Genomic DNA, 26,429 nt, shown 5'->3' with positions numbered 1-26,429 from the left:
GATCATCACAACAACATTTTACCAAGATAACAAGCGCGGCTGGCAGAAAGCTTTGGTATGCTTTCGCCAGCCGATTGCTTTTTCTTGAGGGCCAAATGAAGTCACTAATAATGTTGTTAAGAACATGTCACAAAGTCGCCCTACATGCCTTTCATCGACTACTCTAAGACAGCCAGGAGCCATTCATGAAAGACGTTGATACCACCACCCTGTCCGCCGACGATTGGGACGAGCTGCATTTCCCCCGCCCCGAAGAAAACGATTTTGATCGCGTCGTCGAAAACGCCATCTCGCGCCGTGGGTTTCTGGCTGGCGTAGTGGCCTTTGGCTCGGGTGCCGCCGCAATGGGCACGGGCCTGCTGGGCTCAACTGCAGCACACGCTGTTACGGCTTCGCGCTTTGCCTTCACGCCGATCGCTGCCCAGACAGACGGCACTGTTCACGTACCTGAAGGCTATGAGTGGAAGGTTATGACGCGCTGGGGCGACCCGCTGTTTTCCGATGCCGACGGCTATGAAATCACCGATGGTGGCCCAGTTGAAAAATCGGACCGCATCTTCGGTGAAAACACCGACGGGATGGAGACATTCTCGTTCCAGGGCCACGAGTTGATCGCGATCAACCACGAATACCCGAACCGCAAAATCAACCTGCCCGCCGCGCAGGAAGGTGTTCCGGCCAACGCCGACGATGTTCTGAAGTTGCAGAACATTCAGGGTGTCACCGTGATGGAAATCACCGAAGGCCCCGATGGCTGGTCGGTCGTCAAGGACAGCCCTTTCAACCGTCGTATCCACCATAACACGCCGATGAAGATCGTTGGCCCCGCAGCAGGTCACGACCTGCTGAAAACTGAAGCTGATCCGACCGGAACCACCTCGCTAGGTACGGTGAACAACTGTGGTGCAGGTAAAACTCCGTGGGGTACCTACCTGACCTGCGAAGAGAACTTTAACGGCTACTTCGGGTCCAGCGACGAAAACGCCACCTACGAACAAAAGGTTGCAGATGGCTTCAAACGTTATGGCGTCAAAGTCGAAAGCTGGAACGGCTATGAACTGTTCGATGCTCGTTTCGATACGTCGAAAAACGCGAACGAGCCGCACCGCGCGGGCTGGATCGTCGAAATCGACCCGACCAAGCCCGACAGCACGCCGGTCAAGCACACCGGGCTGGGCCGTTTCAAGCACGAGAATGCCGAGGTCACTCTGGCCGCAGATGGTCGTGTTGTTGTCTACATGGGCGACGATGAGCGGGGCGAGTACCTGTACAAGTTTGTGTCGAATGGCACCTACCAACCGGGAGGTGAAACCGAGGGCCTGCTGAACGACGGCACGCTCTACGTCGCCAAATTCAACGACGACATGAAGGGCGAATGGCTGGCTCTGACACCGGAAACCACCGGGATGGACGAAGCCGATATCGCAGTCTTTACCCGTATGGCCGCGTCCAAGGCCGGCGGCACGACCATGGACCGCCCTGAATGGGTCGCATCCAGCCCTGTTGCGGTAGAAGCGTATTGCTGTCTGACCAACAACAAGAACCGCGGCGTGAAGGCTAACGCCGGTGGAGATGACACCTCGGTCAACGCCCCCAACCCGCGCGAGGCCAACAAGTACGGTCAGATCGTGCGCTGGCGCCCCGCAAATGACGACCACGCCGCCGAAGGGTTCGATTGGGACCTGTACGTGATGGCGGGCAATCCGACGGTTCACTCGGACGATCGCGCCGGCTCGGCAAACGTGAATGAAGGGAACCTGTTCAACTCGCCCGATGGCATGGTGATAGACTCGACCGGGTTGATCTGGATCCAGACGGACGGCAATGACGACAATGAAGGAGACTTCGCAGGCAACGGCAACAACCAGATGCTGGTTGGTGACCCGATCACCGGCGAGATCGCGCGCTTCATGACCGGCCCGAACGGCTGTGAGGTTACCGGTCTCGCCTGGTCCAGCGATCTGCGCACCATGTTTGTCGGCATTCAGCACCCCGGCAGCAATTGGCCGGACGGCGGCACGCCACGGTCGTCGGTTATAGCAATCAAACGTACCGATAACGGTCTGGTCGGCTAATCCCCACAAAACCTATACGCCCCCGACCTTGCGGTTTCGGGGGCGTTTTGTTTCAAATGTCCTCACCCGGTATGGCAAGTGGCCCACCTGGTGCCATGAGATGGCGCTCTGAAAGCCACGGGTTCAGCTCCAACGCCTGAGACAACGCTTCTCGCGCCTCGTCCATGCGCTGTAGTCCCATCAGGGTCAGCGCACGGCCACTGATCGCGGCGACGTGGTTGGGAGACAGCTCGATTGCCTTGTCCAAGTCAGGCAGCGCGGATTGAAAATCCTGACGCAGGTAGTGGGCGAATGCGCGTTGGTTGTACCCTTCGGCGTAGGACGGGCAGTACGCGACAAGCTTGTCAAAATCTTCAATCGCGCCCAGCAAGTCCCACGCATTTCGACGTGTCATGCCACGGTCCAGAACGGCCTGAGCACTTTCGTCCGGGGCATCGGTCCATAACTCCCATAACTGACCGGACAGTGCACGAGCGGAATGTTCGGTTTCAGCGCTCTGTATTTGTTCCAGAACCGCCGATACATCTGCGGAATGGTCTGGCGCGGCAGGGCAGTCTTGCGCATTGGCCGCAAAAACGGTCGCAGCATAGAAAATTGAGGCGTAAGCAAAGCGTTTCATGCGCCAATGGTGACGCGTGCAACGTGTTCGTCAACCCATCGCATCCAAGGCCCCAGACATCCCGGTCTCTTTCACAGCCTCCATCGCGACAAAGGTTGAGGTGCTGGCGACATGCGGCAATGATGAGATCTTTTCGGCCAGAACCGCGCGGTATTCCGACATAGACCCGGTGCGAATTTTCAGAAGATAGTCAAAATTCGACGCAATCATATGGGCTTGTTCGATCTCAGGCACTTTACGAACGGCCGCGTTGAAATCGGCTAAAGCTCTCTCGCGCGTGTCAGTCAATCGGACTTCGACAAAGGCTACGTGGTCCAAACCAAGGCGAATGGGGTCCAGCAAGGCACGATATCCGGTAATGATGCCATCAGCCTCAAGTCTCTTCACACGTGCTTGAGTTGGGGATTTCGAAAGCCCGATACGCCGCGCGAGATCGGCGATGGGGATCCGGCCGTCCTCGGCCAGAATCGCCAGAATTGATGTGTCAAACCGATCCAGCCCCGGAAAGTCTTTTTGCATCGCCCAAACCTCAAAAAACAGGCTGATCGCCCGACCAAAGACAAAACTAAGGCAATCGTCCCGAAAAATCGACACTATATTACTCAAAAGACCGGAGGACACATGTCACACAGCCTGCGCGCCCGCATTGATGCCAAAACCTATGCCGATCCGTCGGAAATTCTTGACGCGTTGATCGCAAATGCTGATCTGAGCGAAGCCGACCGCGCCGCGATCTGCGCGGCTGCGGCGCAATTGGTGCGTGATATCAGGTCCAGCACCTCACCCGGTATGATGGAAGTGTTCCTGGCCGAATACGGCCTGTCCACCGACGAAGGCATCGCGTTGATGTGTCTGGCCGAGGCGCTGCTGCGCGTACCCGATGCCGACACCATCGACGCGCTGATCGAGGACAAGATCGCCCCGTCGGATTGGGGCAAGCATCTGGGTCAATCCTCATCGTCTCTGGTCAATGCGTCCACATGGGCCCTGATGCTGACAGGCAAGGTGCTGGATGAAGACAAGACCTCTCCGGTCGGTGTATTGCGCGGTGCGATCAAACGGCTGGGCGAACCCGTAATCCGAACGGCCGTCGGGCGCGCGATGAAGGAAATGGGTCGCCAGTTTGTCTTAGGCGAGACCATCCAATCCGCCTTGGACCGCGCCAGCGGCATGGAGGCAAAAGGCTACACCTATTCCTATGACATGCTGGGCGAAGCCGCGCGAACCGAAGCCGATGCCGCCCGCTATCACCTGTCCTACTCACGGGCGATTGCTGCAATCGCCGAAGCCTGCATTCACGACGATATCCGGGCCAATCCGGGGATTTCCGTCAAGCTGTCGGCGCTCCATCCACGCTATGAGTTGGCGCAAGAAGCAGAAGTCATGGAAGAACTGGTGCCCCGGTTGCGGGCCTTGGCCCTTTTGGCCAAGGCAGCAGGTATGGGCTTAAATGTAGACGCTGAAGAAGCAGATCGTCTTTCCCTGTCTTTGCAGGTGATCGAGGCGGTGATGACCGAACCGGCCATGGATGGTTGGGACGGCCTGGGTATCGTCGTTCAGGCTTATGGCCCGCGCGCCGGGATCGTGCTGGACACACTGTATGACATGGCTGGGCGTCACGATCGAAAGCTGATGGTTCGCTTGGTCAAAGGGGCCTACTGGGATACCGAGGTCAAAAGAGCTCAGGTTGAAGGCATCGATGGCTTTCCCGTGTTCACCCGCAAGGCGGCCACGGACATTTCCTACATCTCGAATGCGCGCAAACTGCTGCGTATGACCGATCGAATTTACCCGCAATTTGCCACCCACAACGCCCATACGGTCAGCGCGATCCTTCACATGGCCGATGACCAGCCATTCGAGTTCCAGCGCCTGCATGGAATGGGCGAAACCCTGCACCAGCTTGTCAAAGACCAAAACAACACACGGTGCCGGATCTATGCGCCGGTCGGGGCGCATCGGGACCTGCTGGCCTATCTGGTGCGGCGTCTGCTGGAGAACGGTGCAAACTCGTCATTTGTTAACCAAATTGTGGACGAGAACGTTCCGCCGGAAGAGGTCGCCGCTGATCCGTTCCTGACCATTGTGGATCAGACACGACCGCTGCCAACCGGACCGAACCTGTTCCAACCCGAACGCGTGAATTCGAAGGGTTTCGACCTTCACCACACCCCGACATTGGACAAGATCGACGCCGCGCGGGATGCTTTCCGGGCGCACCATTGGTATGCCCAGCCGCTGCTGTCCGGCGATGCAAGCCCGGAACAGGACCAACCGGTCACCAATCCGGCCCAACCACAGGATCGCCCCGGAGCAATCGCCCCCGCCAGCGCAGAGGATGTCGAGCTTGCCCTGAATTCCGCGGCACCGTGGCAGGCACCACCAGCAGAACGGTCGCGTATCTTGAATACTGCTGCCGATCTATATGAGGCTCATTTCGGCGAGCTTTTCGCCTTGCTCGCGCGCGAGGCAGGTAAGTCCCTGCCCGATGCCGTTGCCGAACTGCGTGAGGCGGTCGATTTCCTGCGCTACTACGCTGCGAACATTCCCGATGCGGAACCGGCAGGCGTTTTCACCTGCATCAGCCCATGGAACTTCCCGCTCGCTATCTTCACAGGCCAGATTTCAGCAGCCTTAGCCACAGGCAACGCAGTTCTGGCCAAGCCCGCACCGCAAACGCCACTGATCTCGCATCGGGCCGTTCAATTGCTGCACGAGGCCGGAGTTCCCCGCGACGTGCTGCAATTATTGCCCGGCGGCCCGTCCGTTGGTGCGGCGTTAACCTCTGATCCGCGTGTATCCGGCGTGGCGTTTACCGGATCGACGGCGACCGCGTTGAAAATACGCGCAGCCATGGCCGACAACCTGCGCCCCGGCACGCCTCTGATCGCCGAGACCGGCGGGTTGAACGCGATGATCGTGGACAGTACCGCCCTGCCCGAACAAGCTGTTCAATCCATCATCGAAAGTGCGTTTCAATCTGCCGGGCAGCGGTGTTCTGCCTTGCGGTGTCTCTATGTCCAGGAAGATATCGCCGACGATTTGCTGACGATGCTAACCGGTGCGATGCAGGTTCTGCAGGTCGGAGATCCTTGGTTGATCTCAACCGATTGCGGACCGGTTATTGACGAGACCGCGCGCCAGGGCATTGCAGATCACGTTGCCATTGCCCGCGCCGAAGGCCGCGTCTTAAAAGACACGCCTATACCGCCGGAAGGGACATTCATCGCCCCAACACTTATTGAGATACCCGGCATTTCCGCGCTGAAGCGTGAGATTTTTGGCCCTGTCCTGCATGTCGTTCGCTTCAAGGCATCTGAGATTGATCAGGTGATCGCCGACATTAACGCAACCGGGTACGGACTGACATTTGGTTTGCACACACGCATTGACGACCGGGTGCAACACATCACCGAAGCGGTGCATGCGGGCAATATCTACGTCAACCGCAACCAAATCGGCGCCATCGTAGGATCTCAGCCATTTGGCGGTGAGGGGCTTTCGGGCACAGGCCCCAAGGCGGGTGGACCGAATTACATGACGCGGTTCTGCGCCCCGGACCGGCAGCAGTCCGACGAACAATGGGAACACCCAATGAGCGAGCTTCCCGATGTTCAGGGTACGCCCGCGTCGGTGCAGACCCAATCCCTGCCCGGCCCGACGGGCGAATCCAACCGGTTGAGCGAATTCGCACGCCCGCCATTGCTGTGCATGGGACCCGGAACCGAGGCCGCGCGCGCGCAAGCCGACTCCGTTCAGGCGCTGGGTGGTACGGCCATTCAGGCGACCGGTTCGTTAGACTTGCATCGGTTGGAGAACGTGACCGGGATATCGGGCGTTCTTTGGTGGGGCGATGACGACACAGCGCGTGAGATCGAACGTCACCTCGCCCGCCGGGACGGTCCGATCCTGCCGCTGATCCCCGGCCTTCCGGACCGCGCACGAGTTCTGGCCGAGCGCCACCTGTGCGTTGATACAACAGCCGCGGGCGGCAATGCCGCATTGCTTGGGGGTGCGGCGTAAGCATGCCTTGACGCTGGGCCGGGAAAAGCCCAGCGTCGCCTCATGTTTCCAATCCGCGACCATAACCCTTCGGGGCGAACACCCTATGTCGTCTATCTGCTGATGGCGGCCAATATCCTGATATTCCTCAGCTATGTGGGTATCATGAACGATGTCCGGCTGATCAATCAGCTGTACTACGACTATGCGATTATCCCGGCGCGGATCACGGACGGTTTTGCTTTTGAGACGCTGGTGACCTCGATGTTCCTGCACGGAGGTTGGATGCATCTGGCCGGAAACATGCTGTTCCTGTGGATTTTCGGCGACAACCTCGAAGATGAAATGGGCCACCTGCCCTTTCTGCTGTTCTATATTGCAGCCGGAATCGGGGCGGGTCTGATCCATGTTTTCACAGCGCCGGGCTCGGTCGTGCCGACCATTGGCGCATCCGGTGCGATTGCGGGTGTCATGGGTAGTTACTTGCTGCTGTTCCCCAAGGCCCGCGTGGATATCCTGCTGATCCTCATTGTCTATTTCCGCATATTCACAATACCTGCCTTTGTCATGCTGGGGGTTTGGTTGGCTATGCAGTTCTTTGGCAGTCTGGCCAGCAACCCGGACGAAGGCGGGGTGGCCTATTGGGCGCATACGGGTGGGTTTTTCGTGGGTCTGACCTTGTGCATCCCAATCTGGCTGCGGCGCGGCGGCACTGATTTTTGGGGCCGAACCCACGGCCATCCGCCGCATCCTGAACACAAGTACAAACTAACTCAGTCGCGTATTCCCCGCGTACCCCGCAGGTAGCAGGGCTTCAGGTTTTCGGGGTCTGGCCGCCGCTAAGATGGGTGATTTCCCGCGCTGCGGCCAGAACCAATTCACCCAGCGCATGCGCTCGATCCGCGCCAAACCGAGCGGTCGGACCCGATACCGAGATCCCTGCACATGGCTCCCCCCGGTCATTGAAAATCGCCGAGCCGATACAGGACATGCCCTGATATCTTTCTTCTCGGTCATGCGACCAGCCGCGTGCACGGGTCTTGGAAAGATCCTGTTGAAGTCCGTCGCCCGGTATCTGCGTGTTCGCGGTGAATTCCACCGGATCAATTGCCTCTAGCGTTTTGGCCAACCCCGTTTCGGTCATCGCGGCAAGGATCGCCTTGCCGGTGCCCGAGGCATACATCGGCGTTCTTGCCCCGGGCGGGAAAAAGGCGCGAATGGGGTTCGGAGTTTCGACCTGCCCGACAAAGACCACCTCGGACCCATCCGGAACCGCCAGGTTGGCGGTCTCACCGCTCTCCTGCATAAGGCGTCTCAGGATTGGGCGCCCGATTTCAAGCACACTGTTGCGGCGCAGGAACGAGGCGCCGGTCCGATATGCCTCGATCCCGATCATCCATTCCTGACGTTCGTCGTCAAAGGCCACAAAGCCGTGTTTCTGCAAGGTCACCAGAATGCGGTGCGTCGTGGCCGTCGGCACATCGATCTCGCGTGCCAGATCGCTGAGCGCTGCGCGTTCCAGACGGGCCACCGTTGTCAGAACACCCAGTGCCCGATCCAGCGATTGCATAGTCCCGGCCGAACTTGCCTTGAACAGGGATTTGGGCCTGCCGCGCGGTCTTTTCTGATTGTCCATCACCCTACTCCCTTGCTCTACGCCAGAATATTTCTGAACCGTTCATTTTTGAGGTCCAAAAATGAAAAACGAAAAACCGCATAAATACAGCGCGTTAAATATTTAATCGCAAAAATGAAAATACTTTTCAAGAAAATTGCACGTCGTGAGGTTTTCCCGGACACTTACACCCAAAGCGGAGGAATAACAGATGTCCAACCAAAACCCGGTTTTCATACCCGGCCCAACCAACATCCCAGACCGGTTGCGTCTTGCCATGCAGGTCCAAACGCAGGATCACCGCGCGCCGGATTTTGTCGAAACCTTTGCACCTGTCCTTAAGGACACAAAAAAGGTATTCGCTACCACGACCGGTCAGATCGTGACCTTTCCATCCAGTGGCACCGGTGGGTGGGAAGCAGCCGTTACCAACACACTCAGCCCCGGCGACAAGGTTCTGGTTGCGCGCTATGGCGTGTTCAGCCATCGCTGGATCGACCTGTGCGAGCGGCACGGGCTGGACGTTCAGATTGTCGAATGCCCTTGGGGCACCGGCGCACCCGCTGATCAGTTTCAGGCCGCGTTGGCCGATGACACCGCGCATGAAATCCGCGCTGTTCTGGTGACCCACAACGAAACAGCCACCGGGGTGCGTTCCGACATCGCAGCGGTTCGGCAGGCGATGGATTCGGAAAATCATCCCGCGATGCTCTTCGTCGACTGCGTCAGCTCTCTGGCTTCGATGCCGTTCGACTTTGACGCTTGGGGTGTAGATATCGCCGTATCGGGGTCGCAAAAGGGGTTCATGCTGGCGACCGGCATGGCAATTCTGTGCGTCAGCACCAAGGCACAGGACGCGATGAAAAGCGCCAAGCTGCCGCGTACCTTCTTTGACTTCGACGATATGATGGCGGCCAACGCATCGGGCGGGTTTCCCTATACTCCGCCGCTGCAACTGATCTACGGCATGCGCGAAAGCCTCAAGATGCTGTTCGAAGAAGGGCTTGAGAACGTTTATGCCCGGCATTTCCGACTGGCCGAAGGTGTGCGCCGCGCCGTTGACGCATGGGGGCTGAAACTGGTCGCGCAATCGCCCGATCTGTATTCTGACACTGTCAGCGCGATCTACGTGCCAGACGGGTATGATAGCAACACACTGACTGACCACGCGTTCAATGCTTATGGCGTGTCCTTTGGTATTGGACTTGGTCAACTGAATGGTAAGGCGTTCCGCATCGGCCATCTGGGCAGTCTGACGGATGTGATGGTTCTGTCCGGCCTTAGCACAATCGAGATGGCGATGGCCGATCTGAACTATCCGATCACTTTGGGCAGCGGGGTCGCGGCCGCACAGGATTTCTATCGCACCGGCCCATCTGACCGCGCCCAGGCCGCAGCCTGAGGAGGATGGCAATGCTGGATCACATCCCCGCAGCCGATCTGACGATCGACGATATGCGCGCTGCGCATGAACGGATCAAACCCTTCATCCGGCGCACGCCGATCATGGAGTCGGATTATTTGAACAACCTGACCGGAGCGCAGCTGTTCTTTAAATGCGAGAACTTCCAAGAGGCTGGTGCGTTCAAAGTACGCGGTGCGAGCAATGCGGTTTTCGGCCTGAGTGATGATATGGCGACCAAGGGTGTTTGCACACACTCCAGTGGCAACCACGCTTTGTCCCTGTCTTATGCCGCCGGACGGCGGGGTATTCCCTGTAACGTGGTGATGCCGCGCACTGCGCCGCAAGCCAAGAAGGACGCCGTGCGCCGCTATGGAGGTACGATCACGGAGTGCGAGCCGTCAACCTCATCCCGCGAGGCGACCTTTGCCGAAGTTCAAGCCAGAACAGGCGGAGAGTTCGTGCACCCCTATAACGACCCGCGCGTCATTGCGGGTCAGGCCACCTGCTCGGCCGAATTGTTAGAACAGACAGACGGAGTGGATGCGGTCATCGCCCCGATCGGAGGCGGGGGCATGGTCTCGGGCACGTGCCTGACGGTGTCGAACCTGGCCCCCGACACCGCAATCTATGCCGCCGAGCCAGAACAGGCGGACGACGCATACCGGTCCTTCAAAGCAGGACACATCATCGCCGACGATGCGCCAAAAACGATCGCCGATGGGCTGCTGGTGCCGCTGAAAGAGAACACGTGGCACTTCGTGTCCCGAAATGTGACCGACATTTTCACCGCCTCTGACGACGAGATCATCGAAGCGATGAAGCTGACGTGGAAATACCTGCGCGTCGTGATGGAGCCGTCATCGGCCGTGCCTCTGGCAACCATACTCAAGAACCCGGACGTATTCCGCGGCAAGCGCGTCGGCGTGATCATCACCGGCGGCAACGTGGATCTGGACAAACTGCCCTGGCTGAAAGGGTAAGGAGGAACGACATGAACAAACCTGTGAACATCAAAGAACTGGAAGTCGGGTTCGACATCCCCGCTGCCATCGGTATGGATGAAAGCGAAATCCAGACCCCTTGCCTGATCCTGGATCTCGATGCGCTGGAGCGGAACATCAAGAAGATGGGCGATTATGCGAAGGCCCACGGTATGCGCCACCGCGTGCACGGCAAGATGCACAAATCCGTCGACGTCGCCAAGCTACAAGAACAGCTCGGCGGTGCGGTTGGCGTCTGCTGTCAAAAGGTATCTGAGGCTGAGGTTTTCGCGCGGGGCGGCATCAAGGATGTCCTCGTGTCGAACCAGGTCCGCGACCCGGCCAAGATCGACCGATTGGCGCAACTGCCCAAATTGGGCGCGCGCACTATTGTGTGCGTGGACGACATCGACAATGTCGCCGACCTGTCCAAAGCCGCTGTCGATCACGGCACGGAGCTTGAAGTCTTTGTCGAAATTGACTGCGGTGCAGGTCGGTGCGGCGTGACCACGACCCAAGCCGTTGTCGATATCGCAAAAGCTGTCAACGCTGCGCCCAACCTGAAATTTACCGGCATTCAGGCCTATCAGGGCGCGATGCAGCACCTCGACACCTATGAGGCGCGCAAAGAGAAGCTGGATACAGCCATCGCCATGGTCAAAGACGCAGTTGACGGTTTGAAAGCCGAAGGCATCGAATGTGAACTGGTCTCGGGTGGCGGAACAGGATCATACTACTTCGAGAGCAATTCAGGCGTTTACAACGAGTTGCAGTGCGGATCCTACGCTTTCATGGATGCGGATTATGGGCGCATTCTGGACGAGAACGGCAAACGGATCGATCAGGGCGAATGGGAAAACGCGCTGTTCATTCTGACCAGCGTTATGAGCCATGCCAAGACTGACAAGGCCATCTGCGACGCCGGCCTCAAGGCGCAATCGGTCGATAGCGGCCTGCCCTTCATCTTTGGGCGCGACGATGTGGAATACCTCAAATGTTCGGACGAGCACGGTGTCATCGGCGACCCCGACGGCGTTTTGAAGGTGAACGACAAGCTTCGGCTTGTGCCCGGACATTGTGATCCCACCTGCAACGTCCACGATTGGTACGTCGGCGTGCGCGACGGCAAGGTTGAGGCGCTGTGGCCCGTGTCGGCCCGCGGAAAGGCTTATTGATGAGGGATGCTATGACCACGCAAGATGGCCTGCTGATAGTGGGCGAAGACCTGTGCGAACAGCTGGTGGGCCGCCAACAGGCATTTGACGCGGTCCAATCCGTGTTTGGTGCGATGGCCAACGGCGGGGCACGGAACTTTCCTGTCGTTCGCGAGGCACTGGGTTATGCCGATGCACTGTATGGGTTCAAATCCGGTTTTGATCGGGATGGACAGGTTTTGGGCGTTAAGTCTGGCGGCTATTGGCCGGGCAATGCCGAACAAGGATTGACCAATCACCAATCCACGGTGTTTCTGTTCGATCCCGACACGGGACGGCTTTCGGCATTGGTGGGTGGCAACTACCTAACGGCCGTGCGAACAGCAGCTTCATCAGCGGTTTCCATCGCACATCTTGCCCGAAAAGACGCCAAAGTGCTGGGCATGGTTGGCGCCGGACATCAGTCGGCCTTCCAGCTACGCGCCGCCGCTGAACAGCGGGACTTTGAAAAAGTTGTCGCCTGGAACCCGCACCCGGACATGCTGCCGCGTTTGGCGGCTGTCGCCGAGGAAATCGGACTGGAATTCGAAGCCGTCAGTCAACAAGAGCTGGGTGCCCAATCGGATGTCATCATCACCATCACCTCGGCGTTCGAGCCGCTATTGATGAAAGACTGGATCAAACCCGGCACGCATCTGGCCTGTATGGGCACAGACACGAAAGGCAAGATGGAGGTCGATCCGGCGCTGGTCGCCTCGGCCACCGTTTTCACCGACGAGGTCGCGCAATCCGCGACGATTGGCGAGGCACAGCACGCCATGGGAAGCGGCACTTTGACCGAAACACAGATCACCCCAATTGGTGCGGTCATCAACGGCGATCACCCCGGGCGGAGCAGTGCTGACGAGATCACCCTGTTCGACGGAACTGGCGTGGGTCTGCAGGACCTCGCTGTTGCATCCGTCGCCGCGCGGCTGGCGGACGAAGCAGGTCTGGCACAACGCGCGACCCTTTGAAAACAAAAAAAGCGCGCCTCAATCGGGGCGCGCTTACGGAATTGCTATATGGCCGGTCAGCCTCGGATCACCTTGGAAAACTGATCGAAAATCGGCTCGTTCGAACAGATCACTTCACCGTCTTCCAAAACGTTGCCTTCAGGGTTTAGCGCCTGAACAAATCCGCCCGCTTCTTGGACGATGATGATCCCTGCGGCCACATCCCAGGAATTCAGGCGACGCTCCCAAAAGCCTTCGTAACGCCCCGCTGCCACATAAGCCATGTCCAGCGCGGCGGCACCCCAGCGGCGCACACCGGCACAAGCAGGCATTAGACGCGCCAGATCCTGCAGGGTCGCAGGCAGGTCCGAACGGCCACCAAAAGGCAGGCCCGTCGAGAAAATCGACTCGATCATCCGATGACGGCCCGACACGCGGATACGCATGTCGTTCATCCAAGCGCCTTCGCCTTTTTCGGCAAAGAACATCTCATCCTTGGCGGCGTCATAGATAACACCGGCGACGATCTTGCCCTTATGTTCCAGCGCGATTGAGATCGCCCAGTGCGGCAGGCCGTGCAAGAAGTTCGTGGTGCCGTCCAGCGGGTCGACGATCCAGCGGCGGGTCGGGTCTTCGCCCTCAATCACGCCACCCTCTTCGGCCAGCCACCCGTAGGTCGGGCGCGCGCCCAGCAGTTCCTCTTTCAGGATCGCCTCGGCAGCAATGTCAGCTTTGGACACAAAGTCGCCTGCGCCTTTCATCGAAACCTGAAGGTTCTCGACTTCACGGAAATCCTTGACCAAAGAACGCCCCGCCTTACGCGCGGCTTTGATCATGATGTTGAGGTTTGCACTGCCAACCATTGTCCAAAGGCTCCTGTCCGGTCAAACCGCGCGTATACTGATGCAAAGCGCCCTTGCCAAGAGGAATGATGCGCATAGCAGACCCGCGTTTTTTGCCTATTGCTCTTGCAGCTTGCGCGCCTCGGTTTCGGCCAGCTTGATCAGCTCTTGTACGAAAGGTTTTTCTAGGTCCTCGCTGCGCACTGCCGCGTAAAGCCTGCGGGTGATGCCGCCCTTGGTCAGGGGGCGAGTGACGTAGTCGGAATTGTACTTCACTTCGCGCACAACCCAGTCAGGCAGCACCGAAATACCGCGGTTCGACGCGACGAGCAAAAGGATCACTGCAGTCAATTCGACCTGCCGGATTGCGGCCGGCTCGACCCGCGCGGGTATCAGCAACTGGCTGAACACATCCAGCCGGGTGCGCTCGACCGGATAGGTAATCAGGGTTTGCCCACGGAAATCCTCGGCCTCGATGAACTCTTTCTGCGCCAACGGGTGGGATGATGCAGCGACAAAGACGGCATCATAGTCAAACAGTTCAATGAACTCGATGCCCGGCAGGTCCTCGGGGTCGGACGAGACAACCAGATCCACCTCTTCTTTTTGCAGTGCTGGCAGGGCGTCGAATGCCAAACCTGGACGGATATCAACGTCCACATCACCCCATGATTTCCGGAAAGATTCAAGAACTGGAAACAGCCATTCGAAACACGCGTGACATTCGATCGCGATATGCATCCGCCCCGTGCGTCCATCCCGAAGCGACGAGAATTCCTGTTGTGCGGCTTGGATTTGCGGCAATATCTGTTCGGCCAGACGCAACAGGCGCAGCCCGGCCGCAGACAGCTTCATCGGTTTGGACCGGCGTAGGAACAATTCAACCCCCGCCTGATCCTCTAACCCTTTGATTTGGTGGCTCAGAGCCGATTGGGTGATGTTCAATTGATCCGCCGCACGGGCCAAACCACCACATTCATGGATCGCCTTGATCGTACGCAGGTGGCGGAATTCGATGTGCATTACAGCGATACTCATGTTGTTCTTGAATAATATGAGTTTGTCTCACATTGCCCGAACTGGCACAAGGACTCTGCACCAACCAAATGAGGCCGAGATGACCAAGCCAGAAATTTCATTCGAGTTCTTTCCGCCCAAGACGCTCGAAGCCTCGTTTCGTCTTTGGGACACGGTCCAGACATTGGCCCCGTTAGAGCCGCGCTTTGTCTCGGTCACCTATGGTGCGGGTGGCACAACGCGGGAACTGACCCGTGATGCGGTGGCGACCCTGCACAAATCCTCGGGGCTGCCTGTTGCCGCCCATTTGACATGTGTTGATGCCTCGCGGCAGGAAACGCTGGAAATCGCGGATACTTTCGCGCGCGCGGGCGTTCAGGATATTGTTGCCCTACGCGGTGATCCGCCAAGCGGTCAGGATCGTTTTGAGCCGCACCCCGAAGGTTTTGCAAATTCGGTTGAACTGATCTCGGCCCTGGCTGAGACCGAGATGTTCAACATTCGGGTCGGCGCCTACCCCGACATTCACCCCGAGGCACAAAACGCCCGCACCGATATTGATTGGCTCAAAGCCAAACTGGATGCGGGCGCAGATGAGGCCCTGACCCAGTTCTTTTTTGAGGCCGAGACGTTTTTCCGGTTCCGGGACGCCTGTGAAAAAGCCGGCATCGACAAGCCCATCGTGCCCGGCATCCTGCCGATCGAGAACTGGAAGGGTGCACGCAATTTCGCCAAACGATGCGGCACGCGCATTCCCCAATGGGTCGAACAGGCGTTTGAAAAGGCCGTGCGCGACGATCGTGAGGATTTGCTGGCTACAGCATTGTGTACCGAACTGTGCTCGGACCTGATCGACGGGGGCGTGGACAAACTGCATTTCTACACGCTGAACCGGCCGGAATTGACGCGTGATGTGTGTTTTGCCCTTGGCATAACGCCGAAGGCTGATCTGCAAAACGTGGCCTAATCGGGTCGGCCCAAAAGACAGTATCCCAATGCGAGGAAAGAAACTAAGAACAATTGCCGCGACGCGCTGCAATTGTTCCCGTAAGCACTTCAATTTTGCGTGAAATTTGACAAATACACCGTCCTGCTCAAACTGAAGAAGTGACGTTTTTTTGTTTTGTAATGAGTAAATTGGGTTATGGAAACTGTTGAGAAGATCAGAGCCCGCACAGAAGCACTGCATGCTCTGGGGTTGGATCAAAACGCCAGTTCGGACGACATCAGAAGCGCTTGGCGGGACATTGCGTTCCATGGTCATCCCGACCAGGCCGAGGGCGATAGTTCCGGATTTACCCGCGCCAAGGATGCATATGATTTTTTGCGTAAAGAAGGGTTGGCGGGCAAGGGTGTTGGATCGGGAAAACCCCGGCGCCCGAAACTGCGCCGTCGTATTCTGACACTGGAAACCGCCGATATCAACGCATGCCGCGCCCTGCTGAACAACGCGTTGCCGGACCGATCAGACGAGGTTGAAACACCGTATTCCGAGCTGATGTGCAAGTCGGACCATGTGCCCGATGCGGTCGGGTTCTTTGGCCGCCATTTGACATTCTTTGTCTCAACGCCGGTCTATGAAGGTGCAAACCGCGTGGCATTGCCCACATCGGTTTTGGCGAGTTCACGCCAGACGGAAACCGAGGTGCTGAATTTCCAGTCCAACGACTCTGGCGGTGGCGAGGTTGTTGTGCCCGAAGCGATTACTGCGCGTACGTTCCCTGGGGCCAAAAGCGTTCGCATTCGGTTCGATGCCGATCAGCAAATGCGGGACGAATTCTCGTTTGCGCATTGACGAAAAAGCCCGGCTTAAATGCGCCGGGCTTTGGCTTGGTGAGTGGCCACTTAGTTTGAAATCGGGCCTTCCGAGGTGAATTTCGGGATCACGCTGGAGGATGCGCCATCGGGTTCGATCCCCGGCCAGTTGCCTTCGGCGAGGTTGATATTGCCGGGCACATCTTCTTCCCAGAAACCGACGACGACATCGGTGATGTTCAGGTAAAGCTTGTCATCGACGATGCGCCACAGGTTCGGGTTCGCCGGGACTTTGCCGCCCTTCGACACACCGTATGCGCAATGTCCGTCATATTGCGGCGCGTAGAAGGCTGGGTTCTCCTGAAATTTGTCGCGGTTCTCTTCAGACGAGAATGCCCAGGTGGCACCATTGTATTCCGCGGTGATGTCTGCACGGCCGCGCACAGGCGCGGGCTGAGATTGACCAACCGCAACCTGATCTAGACCACGGTATGCGACGACATCGTAGCCGGACACGGCGAACCCGGTGCCGTCAATATACTGGTCACCAGCAAAGGCCGGAGCGGCAAGGGTCAGAGCCGCAGCTACAGTCAGGGCAAAACGTTTCATGGTGGTAAGTCCTTTTGTCCTCGGGGTTGTTGATTTGCCCGAACTTGCGGGTCTGAACATACAATAGGTGATTCAGACCGCTTGCGAAGTCCCCCTCGCGTCGCTGTGACGTTGAATGAGAATTCGTGAGATGTAGGGTGAGGATTGTTACAAAAACGCTGCGCTCTGGGGGGTTGGACTTGGTGCTTTGCAACATTAGCTGTTGTGATGGACGGACAATTCACCTGCACTTTGCGAAGAAAGGCAAGAAATGAGCGAGCAACCGACCTATACGCCCCCAAAGGTCTGGACATGGGACAGCCAGAATGGCGGCCAATTTGCCAACATCAATCGCCCAATCGCTGGCGCCACCCACGACAAGGATCTGCCAATTGGACGGCACCCCCTGCAGCTCTATTCACTGGCCACGCCGAACGGCGTGAAAGTGACCGTGATGCTGGAGGAACTGCTGGCGCTGGGTCACGAAGGTGCCGAATACAACGCCTGGCTGGTCAATATCGGCGAAGGCGATCAGTTCAGCTCGGGCTTTGTCGGGGCCAACCCAAATTCTAAAATCCCCGCTCTTTGGGATCGCTCGGGCGATAGGCCGACACGCGTGTTCGAAAGCGCTTCGATCCTGTTTCATCTGGCCGAAAAGTTTGGGGCGTTTTTGCCCGCGTCCGGACCGGAACGTACGGAAGTCATGAACTGGGTCTTCTGGCAGATGGGCAGTGCACCCTATCTGGGCGGTGGGTTTGGCCATTTCTACGCCTATGCGCCGGAAAAGTTCGAATACCCAATTGACCGCTTTACGATGGAGACTAAGCGCCAGCTGGACGTTCTGGATCGCGAACTGGCCGACAAGACGTATATCGCAGGCGAGGATTACACCATCGCGGATATGGCGATCTGGCCATGGTATGGCCAGCTGGTTTTGGGCCGCCTTTACAGCGCCGCCGAGTTCCTAGACGTGGAATCCTACAAGAACGTCATGCGGTGGGCCAAGGCGATCGACGCACGCCCTGCCGTTCAGCGGGGCCGCATGGTCAACCGCCCGTTCGGTGAGCCACATACCCAGCTGCACGAACGTCACGAGGCCAGCGATTTCGAAACCCGCACCCAGGACAAACTGGAAGCAGCTGCGGAATAATCACAAAAAGCCCCGCAGATCAGTTGTGCGCGGGGCTTTTTTCCTACCTCAGAATAGGCGGTTTATCCGGGTTGCTGCCGGGTGTCGTCTGCGCGACAACACGCGCCTCTGGCTGTGGCAGATCGAACCGCAAACCGATCCGCGCCAATGAGGCAGCAACCTGATCGTGTGCACCGAAGAACCCGACATCCATTGCCCCGGCCTCAATCCCGGAAAACGTCAGCGCCTCGGACGCGGCCTTGGCCAGTGCGGGCTCTGCCCCTTCTACCGCACCAATGAACCCAAGCAGGTGACCGGAACCGCCGCCTTCGGACTTCGTTCCCACCAAATATGCAGCTTCCGCCAGCCCAACTGCGGTGGCAAGTTTTGCGTCTAGCGCGGTCAACAGATCGTCGGGCAGGCCCGCAGGGGGCAAGAACTCTGCCAACCGTTGCTGAACCTCCTCTGGCTCATGTTGCAGAGTTTCCGCCAGCCAGCCCAGCGCCTCGGACGGGATCAGCATAGAGGACGGCGCAACTTCGAGGTTGAGGCCCAGCCCAATCCCTTGCCCCGCGAGCATGGAGGACAACACCCGGCCCGAAAGCGCCACATAAGGGACAGGACGTTCGGCAAACTGCGCCAACCGGTCCTCTCGGTCAAAGGCCAGCACAAAGCGCCCATCGGCGACGTCGAACAACTCGGGTGAGATGTTTTCGCCCTTCGCCTCTTCTGTCAGCATCAGAAACAGCTCGCTGTCGGCAAGCCGTTCGAAGAACCTCAATCGCGCTGCATCATCTTGTGGCGCGGCAGTCATTGCGGCGTAGGTAGTGTCCAGAGCCGTGGTTTCAGTCATTCAGAACCTCTTGCACCCGTGCACGCAGAACCGGCAGAAGGTCGGTCTGGAACCACGGGTTTTTCTTCATCCATGCCGTATTCCGCCACGAGGGATGAGGCAAGGCAAAGACGCGCGGCGCATGGTCCCGCCAGTTGCGAACCGTTTCCGTCACCGAGCTGCGCACATGCAGGTGGTATTTATGAGCGTGCCCACCCACCAAAATAGTAAGGGGTATTTCCCCCAGCGTTTGCATGACTTTGTTGTGCCAGGTTTGCCCGCAGACGGGGGGCGGCGGCAAATCCGCCTTGCGCGCATCATACCCCGGAAAACAAAAAGCCATCGGCACGATCGAAACCTGTGACCGATCGTAGAACACAGCTTCATCCACCCCAAGCCAGTCCCGTAAGCGATCTCCGGACGGATCGGTGAACGGTCGGCCCGACTCATGCACTCGTGCGCCAGGGGCCTGACCGGCAACCAAAATCGGCGTTCCCGGCTGAAACCAGACCACTGGGCGCGGCTGATGCGCGGTCTCTGTCGCAGCAAATCTTTCCGCGCAAATACGGCAGGCCGAGATTTCTTTCTGTAGCGAATTCATCAGATGGCAAGGTTTCCTGCATCAAATTGGTTGACGGTCACCCTGAAAGATAGTCAACGCAATGCGTGGGTCCAACCGATGGAAAAGTCACATTACCAACAGCACACGTGCCGGTACATTGATCATTGCCACCAAAACTCGACATAATATGGCCCACATAAAACGTAGGATAACAACCCGATTACCGGCACATCCGGTACTTATAAAATGGTGCAAGCAGCAGGCCCTCAATGCTTGAGTTTGAAAATGTCAGTAAGTCCTTCTGGACCGGGACACGCCGCAAGGTGATCCTGGACAGTGTCTCGTTTCGGGTTCAATTGGGCCGTTCGATTGGCATTCTTGCACCTAACGGAACCGGCAAGACTACCTTGATCAATATGATGGCCGGCCTGGAAAAGCCCGATGAAGGCGTGATTCGAAAGTCCTGCCGAGTGTCTTTTCCTATGGGTTTCACCGGAGGTGTCGCAAACAAACTGTCCGCCCTGGAAAACGCGCGCTACGTCGCCAACATCTACGGGATGGACCCCGATTACGTCGAAGCCTACTGCAAATGGCTATGCGGATTGGGGGAGTATTTCAACCAACCTTTGGCCACTTACTCCAGCGGTATGAAAGCGCGCTTTACGTTTGCGTTGATGTTGGCCCTGGATTTCGACATGTACCTGATTGACGAAGGGATGCCGGCGTCGACGGATGTGGAATTCAACAGGAAGGCCGGCGACATCCTTCGGGAAAAACTACGCACGACTACAATGGTGATCGTGTCGCACAGTCCCGCCGTGCTGGAGAAATTTGCGCAAGAGGCTGCCGTTTTGATGGATGGCCAGCTTTATATGTTCGACACCTTGGAAGAGGCAAAGCAGCTATATGACTACCAAACCCAAGGCTAGCATCTACAACTGGCGCCGCAAACGCCGCAACGCGGGAACGGAAGAAGACCGCGCTGATGCCATTTCACGCATTCGCAACGCGACCCAGCCACCCACTGCGGCCAATGACTCGGAGTCCAATACCGAGATTGACGCCATCAAACGCGAGGGACTGACCGGGCGCCAATTGCGGTTGGCACGCAGATTGGCGCAAAAGAACGGCCTAGAGGCGACCTCGGACTATGATGCGGTGCGTTTGCTACGCCAAAAGGGCATCGACGCGTTTCATCGCGCCAATTTGCTGGGGATGGCCGGTGAAACGGCACAGACCGAGGATCAAGCCAAGGACAAAGTCACGATTCATTTGCCGCAAACGGTCAGTGAAGGTGGAAAGACCCTGCCCGGGCCCGAGATGTCTCCTGCGCAACGACGCGAGCTTGAAATTGGCGAGATACAAAAAGACATCGCCCGCCGTCGCCGTCGCAAACTGCTTGCCCTGTTTGCCCGCCTGACGGTTTTCGTCTTCCTGCCCACCTTTATTGTCGGGTTCTATTTCTACCGTGTGGCGACGCCCATGTATGCCAGCGACTCGGCCTTTTCGATCCTGCAGGCGGACGGGGGCGGTGCAGCTTTTGGCGGGCTTTTGGCGGGCACACAATTCGCCACCGCACAGGATTCTGTCGCTACTCAGGAATTTCTTGAGTCCAAGGATGCGCTGCTGAGGCTTGAACGTGACATGGGCTTCGCAGAGATTTTCCAGCAAGACTGGATCGACCCTATTCAACGGCTTTCGCCGGACGCCACGCTGGAAGAAGCCTACAAGCTTTTCCGGCGCATGATCACCATCGGATACGACCCGAGCGATGGCATTATCCGAATGGAAGTTGCGGCACCTGATCCGCAGATTTCGGTGGCCATCTCTGACCGTCTTCTGTCCTACGCCGAAGAAACCATAAACGGGCTCACAGAACTCAAGCGCGAGGACCAGATGCGCGACGCGCTGGATGGTTTTGAAATGGCACAGAAGGAGCGCAGGAGAGCACAGGAAGATCTGATCGAACTTCAGATTCAAGGCGCGCTGCTGGACCCGCAAAACGTCATCGTCAGTTTGCGCGGCCGCATCGACGCCCTGGAAACACAGATTCAAGAAAAAGAGCTGCAGCTGGCCGCTTTGCTGGACAACCGTCGTCCGAACCAGGCCAAGGTGGATGGTGCCCGCGCGGACATTGCGCGGCTTGAGACTGTGTTGGAAGAACTCAACTCGGAAATGCTGGATGTGTCTGCAGGCGAAAACTCGCTTGCCCGGCTCAGCTTACGAATTCAGATGGCACAAGCCGATCTTGTTGCCAGGGACATGATGCTGCAGACAGCCATGCAGCAAATGGAAACCACGCGGACCGAAGCAAACCGTAAAGTGCGCTATTTGACAGTGTCTGTGAGGCCGGTGCCAAGTCAGGAACCCACCTATCCGCGCAAGTTCGAAAATACGATTTTGGCTTTTCTGTTGTTTGCTGGTATCTACCTGTTGATCTCGCTTACCGCGTCGGTCCTTCGTGAACAGGTATCCTCGTAAGACACATGAAACATGTAAAAATCTCCGACCTCACGGTCGGCAATGATCTGCCTCTGACGATCATTGCCGGCCCCTGTCAGCTTGAAAGCGCGGATCATGCGCAGATGATCGCAGGCAAAATGAAAGAAGCCTGTGATGCCGCCGGTGCGCAGTACGTCTTTAAGGCCTCGTATGACAAGGCGAACCGCACCTCAATTTCAGGTGTCCGTGGACCCGGAATTGCTAAAGGACTGGACATTCTGGATGATGTAAAAAAACAAATTGGGGTGCCTGTCCTGACTGACGTACATACGCCAGAGCAATGTGCAGACGCGGCCAACGTTTGTGATGTTTTGCAGATTCCCGCGTTATTGTGCCGTCAAACCGACTTGGTGTTGGCCGCAGCCCAAACAGGCGCAGCGATCAATGTCAAAAAAGGGCAATTTCTGGCACCATGGGATATGGCGAACATTGTCGCCAAGATCGAGAGTGTTGGTAACTCGAATATTCTGCTGACAGAACGTGGCACCTCGTTTGGGTACAACACCTTGGTGACAGATATGCGCTCGCTCCCGCAGATGGCGGCGACAGGCTATCCGGTTGTGATGGACGCAACCCACTCGGTTCAGCAGCCTGCAGGGCTTGGAGGTTCGACCGGCGGTCAGCGTGAATTTGCTCCGGTGATGGCGCGCGCAGCCGCCGCCATCGGCGTAGGTGCTGTGTTTATTGAAACACACGAAGACCCGGACAAGTCTCCGTCAGACGGGCCTAACATGATCTATCTGGATCAAATGCCTCAATTGATTGACACATTGATGCGCTTTGATGCATTGGCCAAGGCCAATCCTATACAGATTTAAGCAAGAGCAATAGCATGACCAAACCCATCCCAGAGGTGACCCCGAACACCTGGAGTTTTCTGCGCGATCCGATGATCAAGCCAACCGGCTTTCGCGAATATGACGCGCGCTGGAAATACCCGGAAGAGATCAACCTGCCCGGCATGACCGCGCTTGGCTTGGGTCTGGGCACACAGATGCGCAAGCGTGGGATCGAACCGGTGATCGCGGTGGGTAATGACTATCGCGACTACTCACTGGCGATCAAAAACGCGCTGATCCTGGGCCTGATGCAGGCGGGTATTCAGGTTAAAGATATTGGCCCTGCGCTTAGCCCGATGGCCTATTTCGCGCAATTCCATCTGGATGTGCCCGCCGTAGCCATGGTCACAGCCAGCCACAATCCGAACGGCTGGACAGGGGTGAAGATGGGCTTTGACCGCCCACTGACCCACGGCCCCGATGAGATGTCGGAATTGCGTGACATTGTCCTGAACGGTGAAGGCACCCCGCATGAAGGCGGAACATACGAATTTGTTGATGGTGTAAAAGAAGCCTACATCGACGATCTGGTCGGCGATTTCAAAATGTCCCGCCCCCTGAAAGTCGTATGCGCAACTGGAAACGGAACGGCTTCGGCCTTTGCACCTGAGATTTTCGAGCGCATTGGTGTCGAAATGGTACCCAGCCACACCCGATTGGACTACACCTTCCCCAACTACAACCCCAACCCCGAGGCTATGGAGATGTTGCACGACATGTCCGCCTCGGTGAAAGCCAGCGGCGCCGATTTGGCTCTGGGTTTTGACGGCGACGGCGATCGCTGCGGTCTTGTGGATGATGAGGGGGAAGAGATTTTCGCCGATAAGGTCGGTGTGATCATGGCGCGCGATCTGGCGAAACTTTATCCGAACTCGACCTTTGTGGCAGATGTGAAATCCACTGGTCTGTTTGCCAGCGATCCCGAATTGCAGGCCCTTGGTGTCAAAGCGGACTACTGGAAGACCGGCCACAGCCACATGAAGCGTCGGGTCAAGGAGATCAACGCGCTGGCCGGCTTTGAGAAGTCTGGTCATTACTTTCTGGCTGAACCTATCGGGCGCGGCTACGACTGCGGGATGCGCGTCGCCGTTGAAATCTGCAAGCTGATGGATCGCAACCCGGATCAAAGGATGTCGGATTTGCGCAAGGCGCTGCCAAAAACCTGGTCTACCCCGACCATGTCGCCTTATGCTGCCGATACTGAGAAGTATGACATCCTTCAGCGGCTGGTCGGCAAGCTGGTTGCCAAGGCAGATGCCGGAGACAGTTTTGCCGGTCGCGCGATCAAAGAGGTTGTCACCGTCAACGGGGCTCGTGTCATTCTGGACAATGGCAGCTGGGGTTTGGTGCGCGCATCCTCGAACACTCCGAACCTTGTCGTGGTCTGCGAAAGCAGCGAAAGCGAGGATGAGATGCGCGCAATCTTTGGCGATATCGACGCGGTTATTCGCACGGAACCCGGTGTTGGCGACTACGATCAGACCATCTAAGCGCTACTGCGTTTCGGGGCACTTTCTGCCCCGAAACCCTTGCGTATTGGCGCTGATTAGTTGCCGCCAAACAGCTTCAGCAGCCCCTTGTTCACTTCGTCTTCCAGTTTGTTCTTGATCGCGTCTTCGATCTGATCGCTGTCCGAAATCGTCGTATTCAGCTCGTCCCCGACCTTGTCCAAAACTTTTTGCTTGGCCTCATCTTCAAGCTCTTTGGCCTTTCCTTCAGCAACAGCTTCGATGACTTTGGTTAGATCCGGCTTGATCGACGGGTCGCTCCACGGCCCGACAATTTTCACTGGTACCGCGATGCCGTTTCCCGAGTTCGCGCGCAGCGCCACAGGTGTGAAAAGATAGTCGATATCGCGGTTGCCGATTCCGACCCGACCGGAACCGTCGGCCCGGAAGTTATCCAGCGACATCAACAGGTCGTTGTTCCACAACACCCCTTGATCCATGGTGAAGCTGGCAGACAAGCTGTTGAACACCGTTGTGCCGCGCTCGCCCCCGCTGCGGCCCATCAGGCGGTCCAGATCAAATCCCGAGATCACGCCCTTGCCCACGTCCACACGACCCTTGCCGCTGAGTGAGCGCATAATCTGATCCTCGGTCTGTCCAACTCCCAGAAATTCAAACGACCCTGATCCGGTGCCGGACAACCGCTCGATCCCGCCAAGGGCGGACAGAGCTTGCTGCACATCCATGCCATCCGCGGTCAGATTGCCGCCGACCGATAAACCGTTCCGGTTGTTGGCGACCACTTGCCCGTTCAGATGCCCTGAAAACAATGTGGCAGGGTTCATCTGAAGAACCGCTCTGGATCGATCAAGGTTAAGCGTCAGATCGCTGGGTCCCAGCGTCAGACCCGGTACGGCAATGGAATTGGCTTTGAGGCGGATTTTGCCATTCGCCAAGGCCAGCGCAGACGCATCAATCGGGGTGGTCGACCACCCTTGGTCAGGTGACGGCGCCGACCCGCCGCCAGCGCCACCAGGCGTATCATTGAAATGAGTAAGATCCAGGTCACCGCCTTCCAGCCGCGCGGTAATCTGCGGCGGGTTCGAGATAACGATATCTGCCTCACCAGTCAGGCGATTATTATCCAGCAACGCCACCAAATTGCGCAGCGAAATCCGACCATCGCTGGTATAGGTCATTTGCCCGGCCACGTCGGCCTCGCGCCCCAGACCCAATGGCACCCCAACACCGGCCTGACCAAAAGCAGCCAGCATACGTTCCGTGTTCGTCGTTTTGGCCAGCATTCTGCCATCCATTTCACCAGCCAGATTGACCCGGCCTGCAAAACCGAACTCTCCGCCGGGCGCGGTCATGGTCAAATCCAGCGGCGTTACCGCGCCGGACGCGTAAGCTGGCAGATCTTGAATCTTGAGGTCGACATCGACCGCCCCCTCGGGCACTGCCATCTGAGCCTGAACCTGCAGAGGCGCCGAAACGTCCGGCCAACTGGCCGCCAGATCGACATTGGCAAAATCGAATTTAGTTGCGCCGTTTTCGATATAGACCAAACGTGCATTCGTCAGCTTCAGATGATCCAGCGTCACCTCGCCCTGCTGCCCTTGCGGTGCCGCGCCGCTTGTGGCGCCTACCGAGGCTGCGTTTGCGGGTGCCGAAAGCTCCCAATTCCCGCGCCCATCCGAAAGTTCCAACCGCAGAACCGGATTATCGGCGACCACCCGTTTGATGCGCAGGTCCCCTGAGATCAGCGCGGCAGCATCAACCCCCACGGCCAGGCTTTCGGCGCTTAGCATGGGTTCAGGACCGGCCCATTGCGCATTTCCAAAAGTCACCGGACCAGTTTCCAGCCCCAGCACGGGCCAGAAAGACAGGTTCACATCGCCCGTAAGCTTCAGGTCGCGCCCGGTTTGGGTGCGGACCTGCTCAGCCAATATGGTGGCCAGCTTGTCGCCGGGCATCAGCAGCAATGCCCCGATGACCAAGCCAAAAACCGCCACCAACAGGAAAACTATGCGCAACAGCCACTTCATATTCTGCTCTCCGCCTTTTTCA

General features: G+C 57.7%; 23 protein-coding genes. 14 read left to right on the top strand and 9 right to left on the bottom strand.

Annotated elements, in window-relative coordinates:
* Positions 1–185: 185 nt before the first annotated feature.
* Positions 186–2,075 (top strand): PhoX family protein, encoded by a 1,890-nt coding sequence (locus tag AC2FID_RS06165; RefSeq protein ID WP_496835923.1) that lies wholly within the window; start codon positions 186–188, stop codon positions 2,073–2,075.
* A 52-nt stretch (positions 2,076–2,127) separates the two neighbouring features.
* On the opposite strand, the gene AC2FID_RS06160 is transcribed toward AC2FID_RS06165, so the two are convergent.
* Positions 2,128–2,694, bottom strand: coding sequence for a tetratricopeptide repeat protein (locus AC2FID_RS06160; RefSeq protein ID WP_496835921.1), 567 nt, complete (start codon positions 2,692–2,694; stop codon positions 2,128–2,130).
* Positions 2,695–2,724: 30 nt separating this feature from the next.
* Positions 2,725–3,213 (bottom strand): Lrp/AsnC family transcriptional regulator, encoded by a 489-nt coding sequence (locus AC2FID_RS06155; RefSeq protein ID WP_058275736.1) that lies wholly within the window; start codon positions 3,211–3,213, stop codon positions 2,725–2,727.
* A 102-nt stretch (positions 3,214–3,315) separates the two neighbouring features.
* Here AC2FID_RS06155 and putA point away from each other — a divergent pair, with 102 nt between their 5' ends.
* On the top strand, positions 3,316–6,717 hold the full coding sequence (gene putA / locus AC2FID_RS06150) for a bifunctional proline dehydrogenase/L-glutamate gamma-semialdehyde dehydrogenase PutA (protein ID WP_496835919.1): 3,402 nt from the start codon (positions 3,316–3,318) through the stop codon (positions 6,715–6,717).
* 42 nt (positions 6,718–6,759) lie between these two features.
* On the top strand, positions 6,760–7,503 hold the full coding sequence (locus AC2FID_RS06145; protein ID WP_496835917.1) for a rhomboid family intramembrane serine protease: 744 nt from the start codon (positions 6,760–6,762) through the stop codon (positions 7,501–7,503).
* Between the two features lie 7 nt (positions 7,504–7,510).
* On the opposite strand, the gene AC2FID_RS06140 is transcribed toward AC2FID_RS06145, so the two are convergent.
* On the bottom strand, positions 7,511–8,332 hold the full coding sequence (locus AC2FID_RS06140) for an IclR family transcriptional regulator (protein ID WP_496704746.1): 822 nt from the start codon (positions 8,330–8,332) through the stop codon (positions 7,511–7,513).
* A gap of 190 nt (positions 8,333–8,522) precedes the next feature.
* On the opposite strand from AC2FID_RS06140, the gene bhcA reads away from it, so the two are divergent.
* From bhcA to bhcD, 4 genes are read left to right on the top strand one after another with little or no spacing between them, the layout of a single operon-like run.
* Complete coding sequence (bhcA, locus tag AC2FID_RS06135) at positions 8,523–9,713, top strand: L-aspartate--glyoxylate aminotransferase BhcA (protein ID WP_496733972.1); 1,191 nt, start codon at positions 8,523–8,525, stop codon at positions 9,711–9,713.
* An 11-nt stretch (positions 9,714–9,724) separates the two neighbouring features.
* Positions 9,725–10,696 carry a beta-hydroxyaspartate dehydratase BhcB gene (gene bhcB / locus AC2FID_RS06130; protein WP_496835914.1) on the top strand — a complete coding sequence of 324 codons (972 nt, stop codon included), beginning with the start codon at positions 9,725–9,727 and terminating at the stop codon, positions 10,694–10,696.
* A gap of 11 nt (positions 10,697–10,707) precedes the next feature.
* On the top strand, positions 10,708–11,871 hold the full coding sequence (gene bhcC, locus AC2FID_RS06125) for a 3-hydroxy-D-aspartate aldolase BhcC (RefSeq protein ID WP_282119026.1): 1,164 nt from the start codon (positions 10,708–10,710) through the stop codon (positions 11,869–11,871).
* Between the two features lie 11 nt (positions 11,872–11,882).
* On the top strand, positions 11,883–12,866 hold the full coding sequence (gene bhcD / locus AC2FID_RS06120) for an iminosuccinate reductase BhcD (protein WP_496755185.1): 984 nt from the start codon (positions 11,883–11,885) through the stop codon (positions 12,864–12,866).
* A 56-nt stretch (positions 12,867–12,922) separates the two neighbouring features.
* Here bhcD and AC2FID_RS06115 read toward each other — a convergent pair whose 3' ends face one another.
* Together AC2FID_RS06115 and AC2FID_RS06110 are read right to left on the bottom strand one after the other, a co-directional pair.
* Positions 12,923–13,708, bottom strand: coding sequence for an inositol monophosphatase family protein (locus AC2FID_RS06115; protein WP_058275936.1), 786 nt, complete (start codon positions 13,706–13,708; stop codon positions 12,923–12,925).
* 96 nt (positions 13,709–13,804) lie between these two features.
* Entirely contained in the window at positions 13,805–14,710 is a 906-nt protein-coding gene (locus AC2FID_RS06110) for a LysR family transcriptional regulator (RefSeq protein WP_058275735.1), read from the bottom strand.
* Between the two features lie 94 nt (positions 14,711–14,804).
* Here AC2FID_RS06110 and metF point away from each other — a divergent pair, with 94 nt between their 5' ends.
* Both metF and AC2FID_RS06100 read left to right on the top strand, forming a co-directional pair.
* The gene (metF, locus tag AC2FID_RS06105) at positions 14,805–15,671 is read left to right on the top strand and encodes a methylenetetrahydrofolate reductase [NAD(P)H] (RefSeq protein ID WP_109313221.1); all 867 of its coding nucleotides are present in this window, start codon (positions 14,805–14,807) and stop codon (positions 15,669–15,671) included.
* A 177-nt stretch (positions 15,672–15,848) separates the two neighbouring features.
* Positions 15,849–16,499 (top strand): J domain-containing protein, encoded by a 651-nt coding sequence (locus AC2FID_RS06100; RefSeq protein ID WP_496835911.1) that lies wholly within the window; start codon positions 15,849–15,851, stop codon positions 16,497–16,499.
* Positions 16,500–16,549: 50 nt separating this feature from the next.
* On the opposite strand, the gene AC2FID_RS06095 is transcribed toward AC2FID_RS06100, so the two are convergent.
* Complete coding sequence (locus tag AC2FID_RS06095; RefSeq protein ID WP_058275938.1) at positions 16,550–17,068, bottom strand: YHS domain-containing (seleno)protein; 519 nt, start codon at positions 17,066–17,068, stop codon at positions 16,550–16,552.
* Between the two features lie 250 nt (positions 17,069–17,318).
* On the opposite strand from AC2FID_RS06095, the gene yghU reads away from it, so the two are divergent.
* Positions 17,319–18,197, top strand: a complete 879-nt coding sequence (gene yghU, locus AC2FID_RS06090; protein WP_496835909.1) for a glutathione-dependent disulfide-bond oxidoreductase — start codon at positions 17,319–17,321, stop codon at positions 18,195–18,197.
* Positions 18,198–18,240: 43 nt separating this feature from the next.
* Here the strand turns inward: yghU and AC2FID_RS06085 are convergent, their stop codons facing one another.
* Together AC2FID_RS06085 and AC2FID_RS06080 are read right to left on the bottom strand one after the other, a co-directional pair.
* Entirely contained in the window at positions 18,241–19,029 is a 789-nt protein-coding gene (locus tag AC2FID_RS06085; RefSeq protein WP_496835907.1) for an SseB family protein, read from the bottom strand.
* Positions 19,022–19,609: a uracil-DNA glycosylase family protein gene (locus tag AC2FID_RS06080; RefSeq protein ID WP_496755200.1), complete on the bottom strand. Its 588-nt coding sequence runs from the start codon at positions 19,607–19,609 to the stop codon at positions 19,022–19,024. The genes AC2FID_RS06085 and AC2FID_RS06080 overlap by 8 nt, the downstream gene beginning before the upstream one ends.
* Positions 19,610–19,839: 230 nt before the next feature.
* On the opposite strand from AC2FID_RS06080, the gene AC2FID_RS06075 reads away from it, so the two are divergent.
* From AC2FID_RS06075 to AC2FID_RS06060, 4 genes are read left to right on the top strand one after another with little or no spacing between them, the layout of a single operon-like run.
* Positions 19,840–20,499: an ABC transporter ATP-binding protein gene (locus tag AC2FID_RS06075; protein ID WP_282119017.1), complete on the top strand. Its 660-nt coding sequence runs from the start codon at positions 19,840–19,842 to the stop codon at positions 20,497–20,499.
* Positions 20,477–22,051 (top strand): KpsE/RkpR family capsule polysaccharide export protein, encoded by a 1,575-nt coding sequence (locus AC2FID_RS06070; RefSeq protein ID WP_496835904.1) that lies wholly within the window; start codon positions 20,477–20,479, stop codon positions 22,049–22,051. Before AC2FID_RS06075 ends, AC2FID_RS06070 begins: the two co-directional genes overlap by 23 nt.
* 5 nt (positions 22,052–22,056) lie before the next feature.
* Positions 22,057–22,890, top strand: a complete 834-nt coding sequence (gene kdsA, locus AC2FID_RS06065) for a 3-deoxy-8-phosphooctulonate synthase (RefSeq protein ID WP_282119015.1) — start codon at positions 22,057–22,059, stop codon at positions 22,888–22,890.
* Between the two features lie 14 nt (positions 22,891–22,904).
* Positions 22,905–24,401 (top strand): phosphomannomutase/phosphoglucomutase, encoded by a 1,497-nt coding sequence (locus AC2FID_RS06060; protein WP_496835902.1) that lies wholly within the window; start codon positions 22,905–22,907, stop codon positions 24,399–24,401.
* Positions 24,402–24,457: 56 nt separating this feature from the next.
* Here AC2FID_RS06060 and AC2FID_RS06055 read toward each other — a convergent pair whose 3' ends face one another.
* Positions 24,458–26,407, bottom strand: coding sequence for an AsmA family protein (locus tag AC2FID_RS06055; RefSeq protein ID WP_496835901.1), 1,950 nt, complete (start codon positions 26,405–26,407; stop codon positions 24,458–24,460).
* Positions 26,408–26,429: the final 22 nt, after the last annotated feature.

The sequence above is a fragment of the Ruegeria sp. CDSC068 genome (assembly GCF_059610545.1).
Note: the sequence above shows the minus strand (reverse complement) of the source record. Positions and strands in the feature narration are given on the sequence as shown.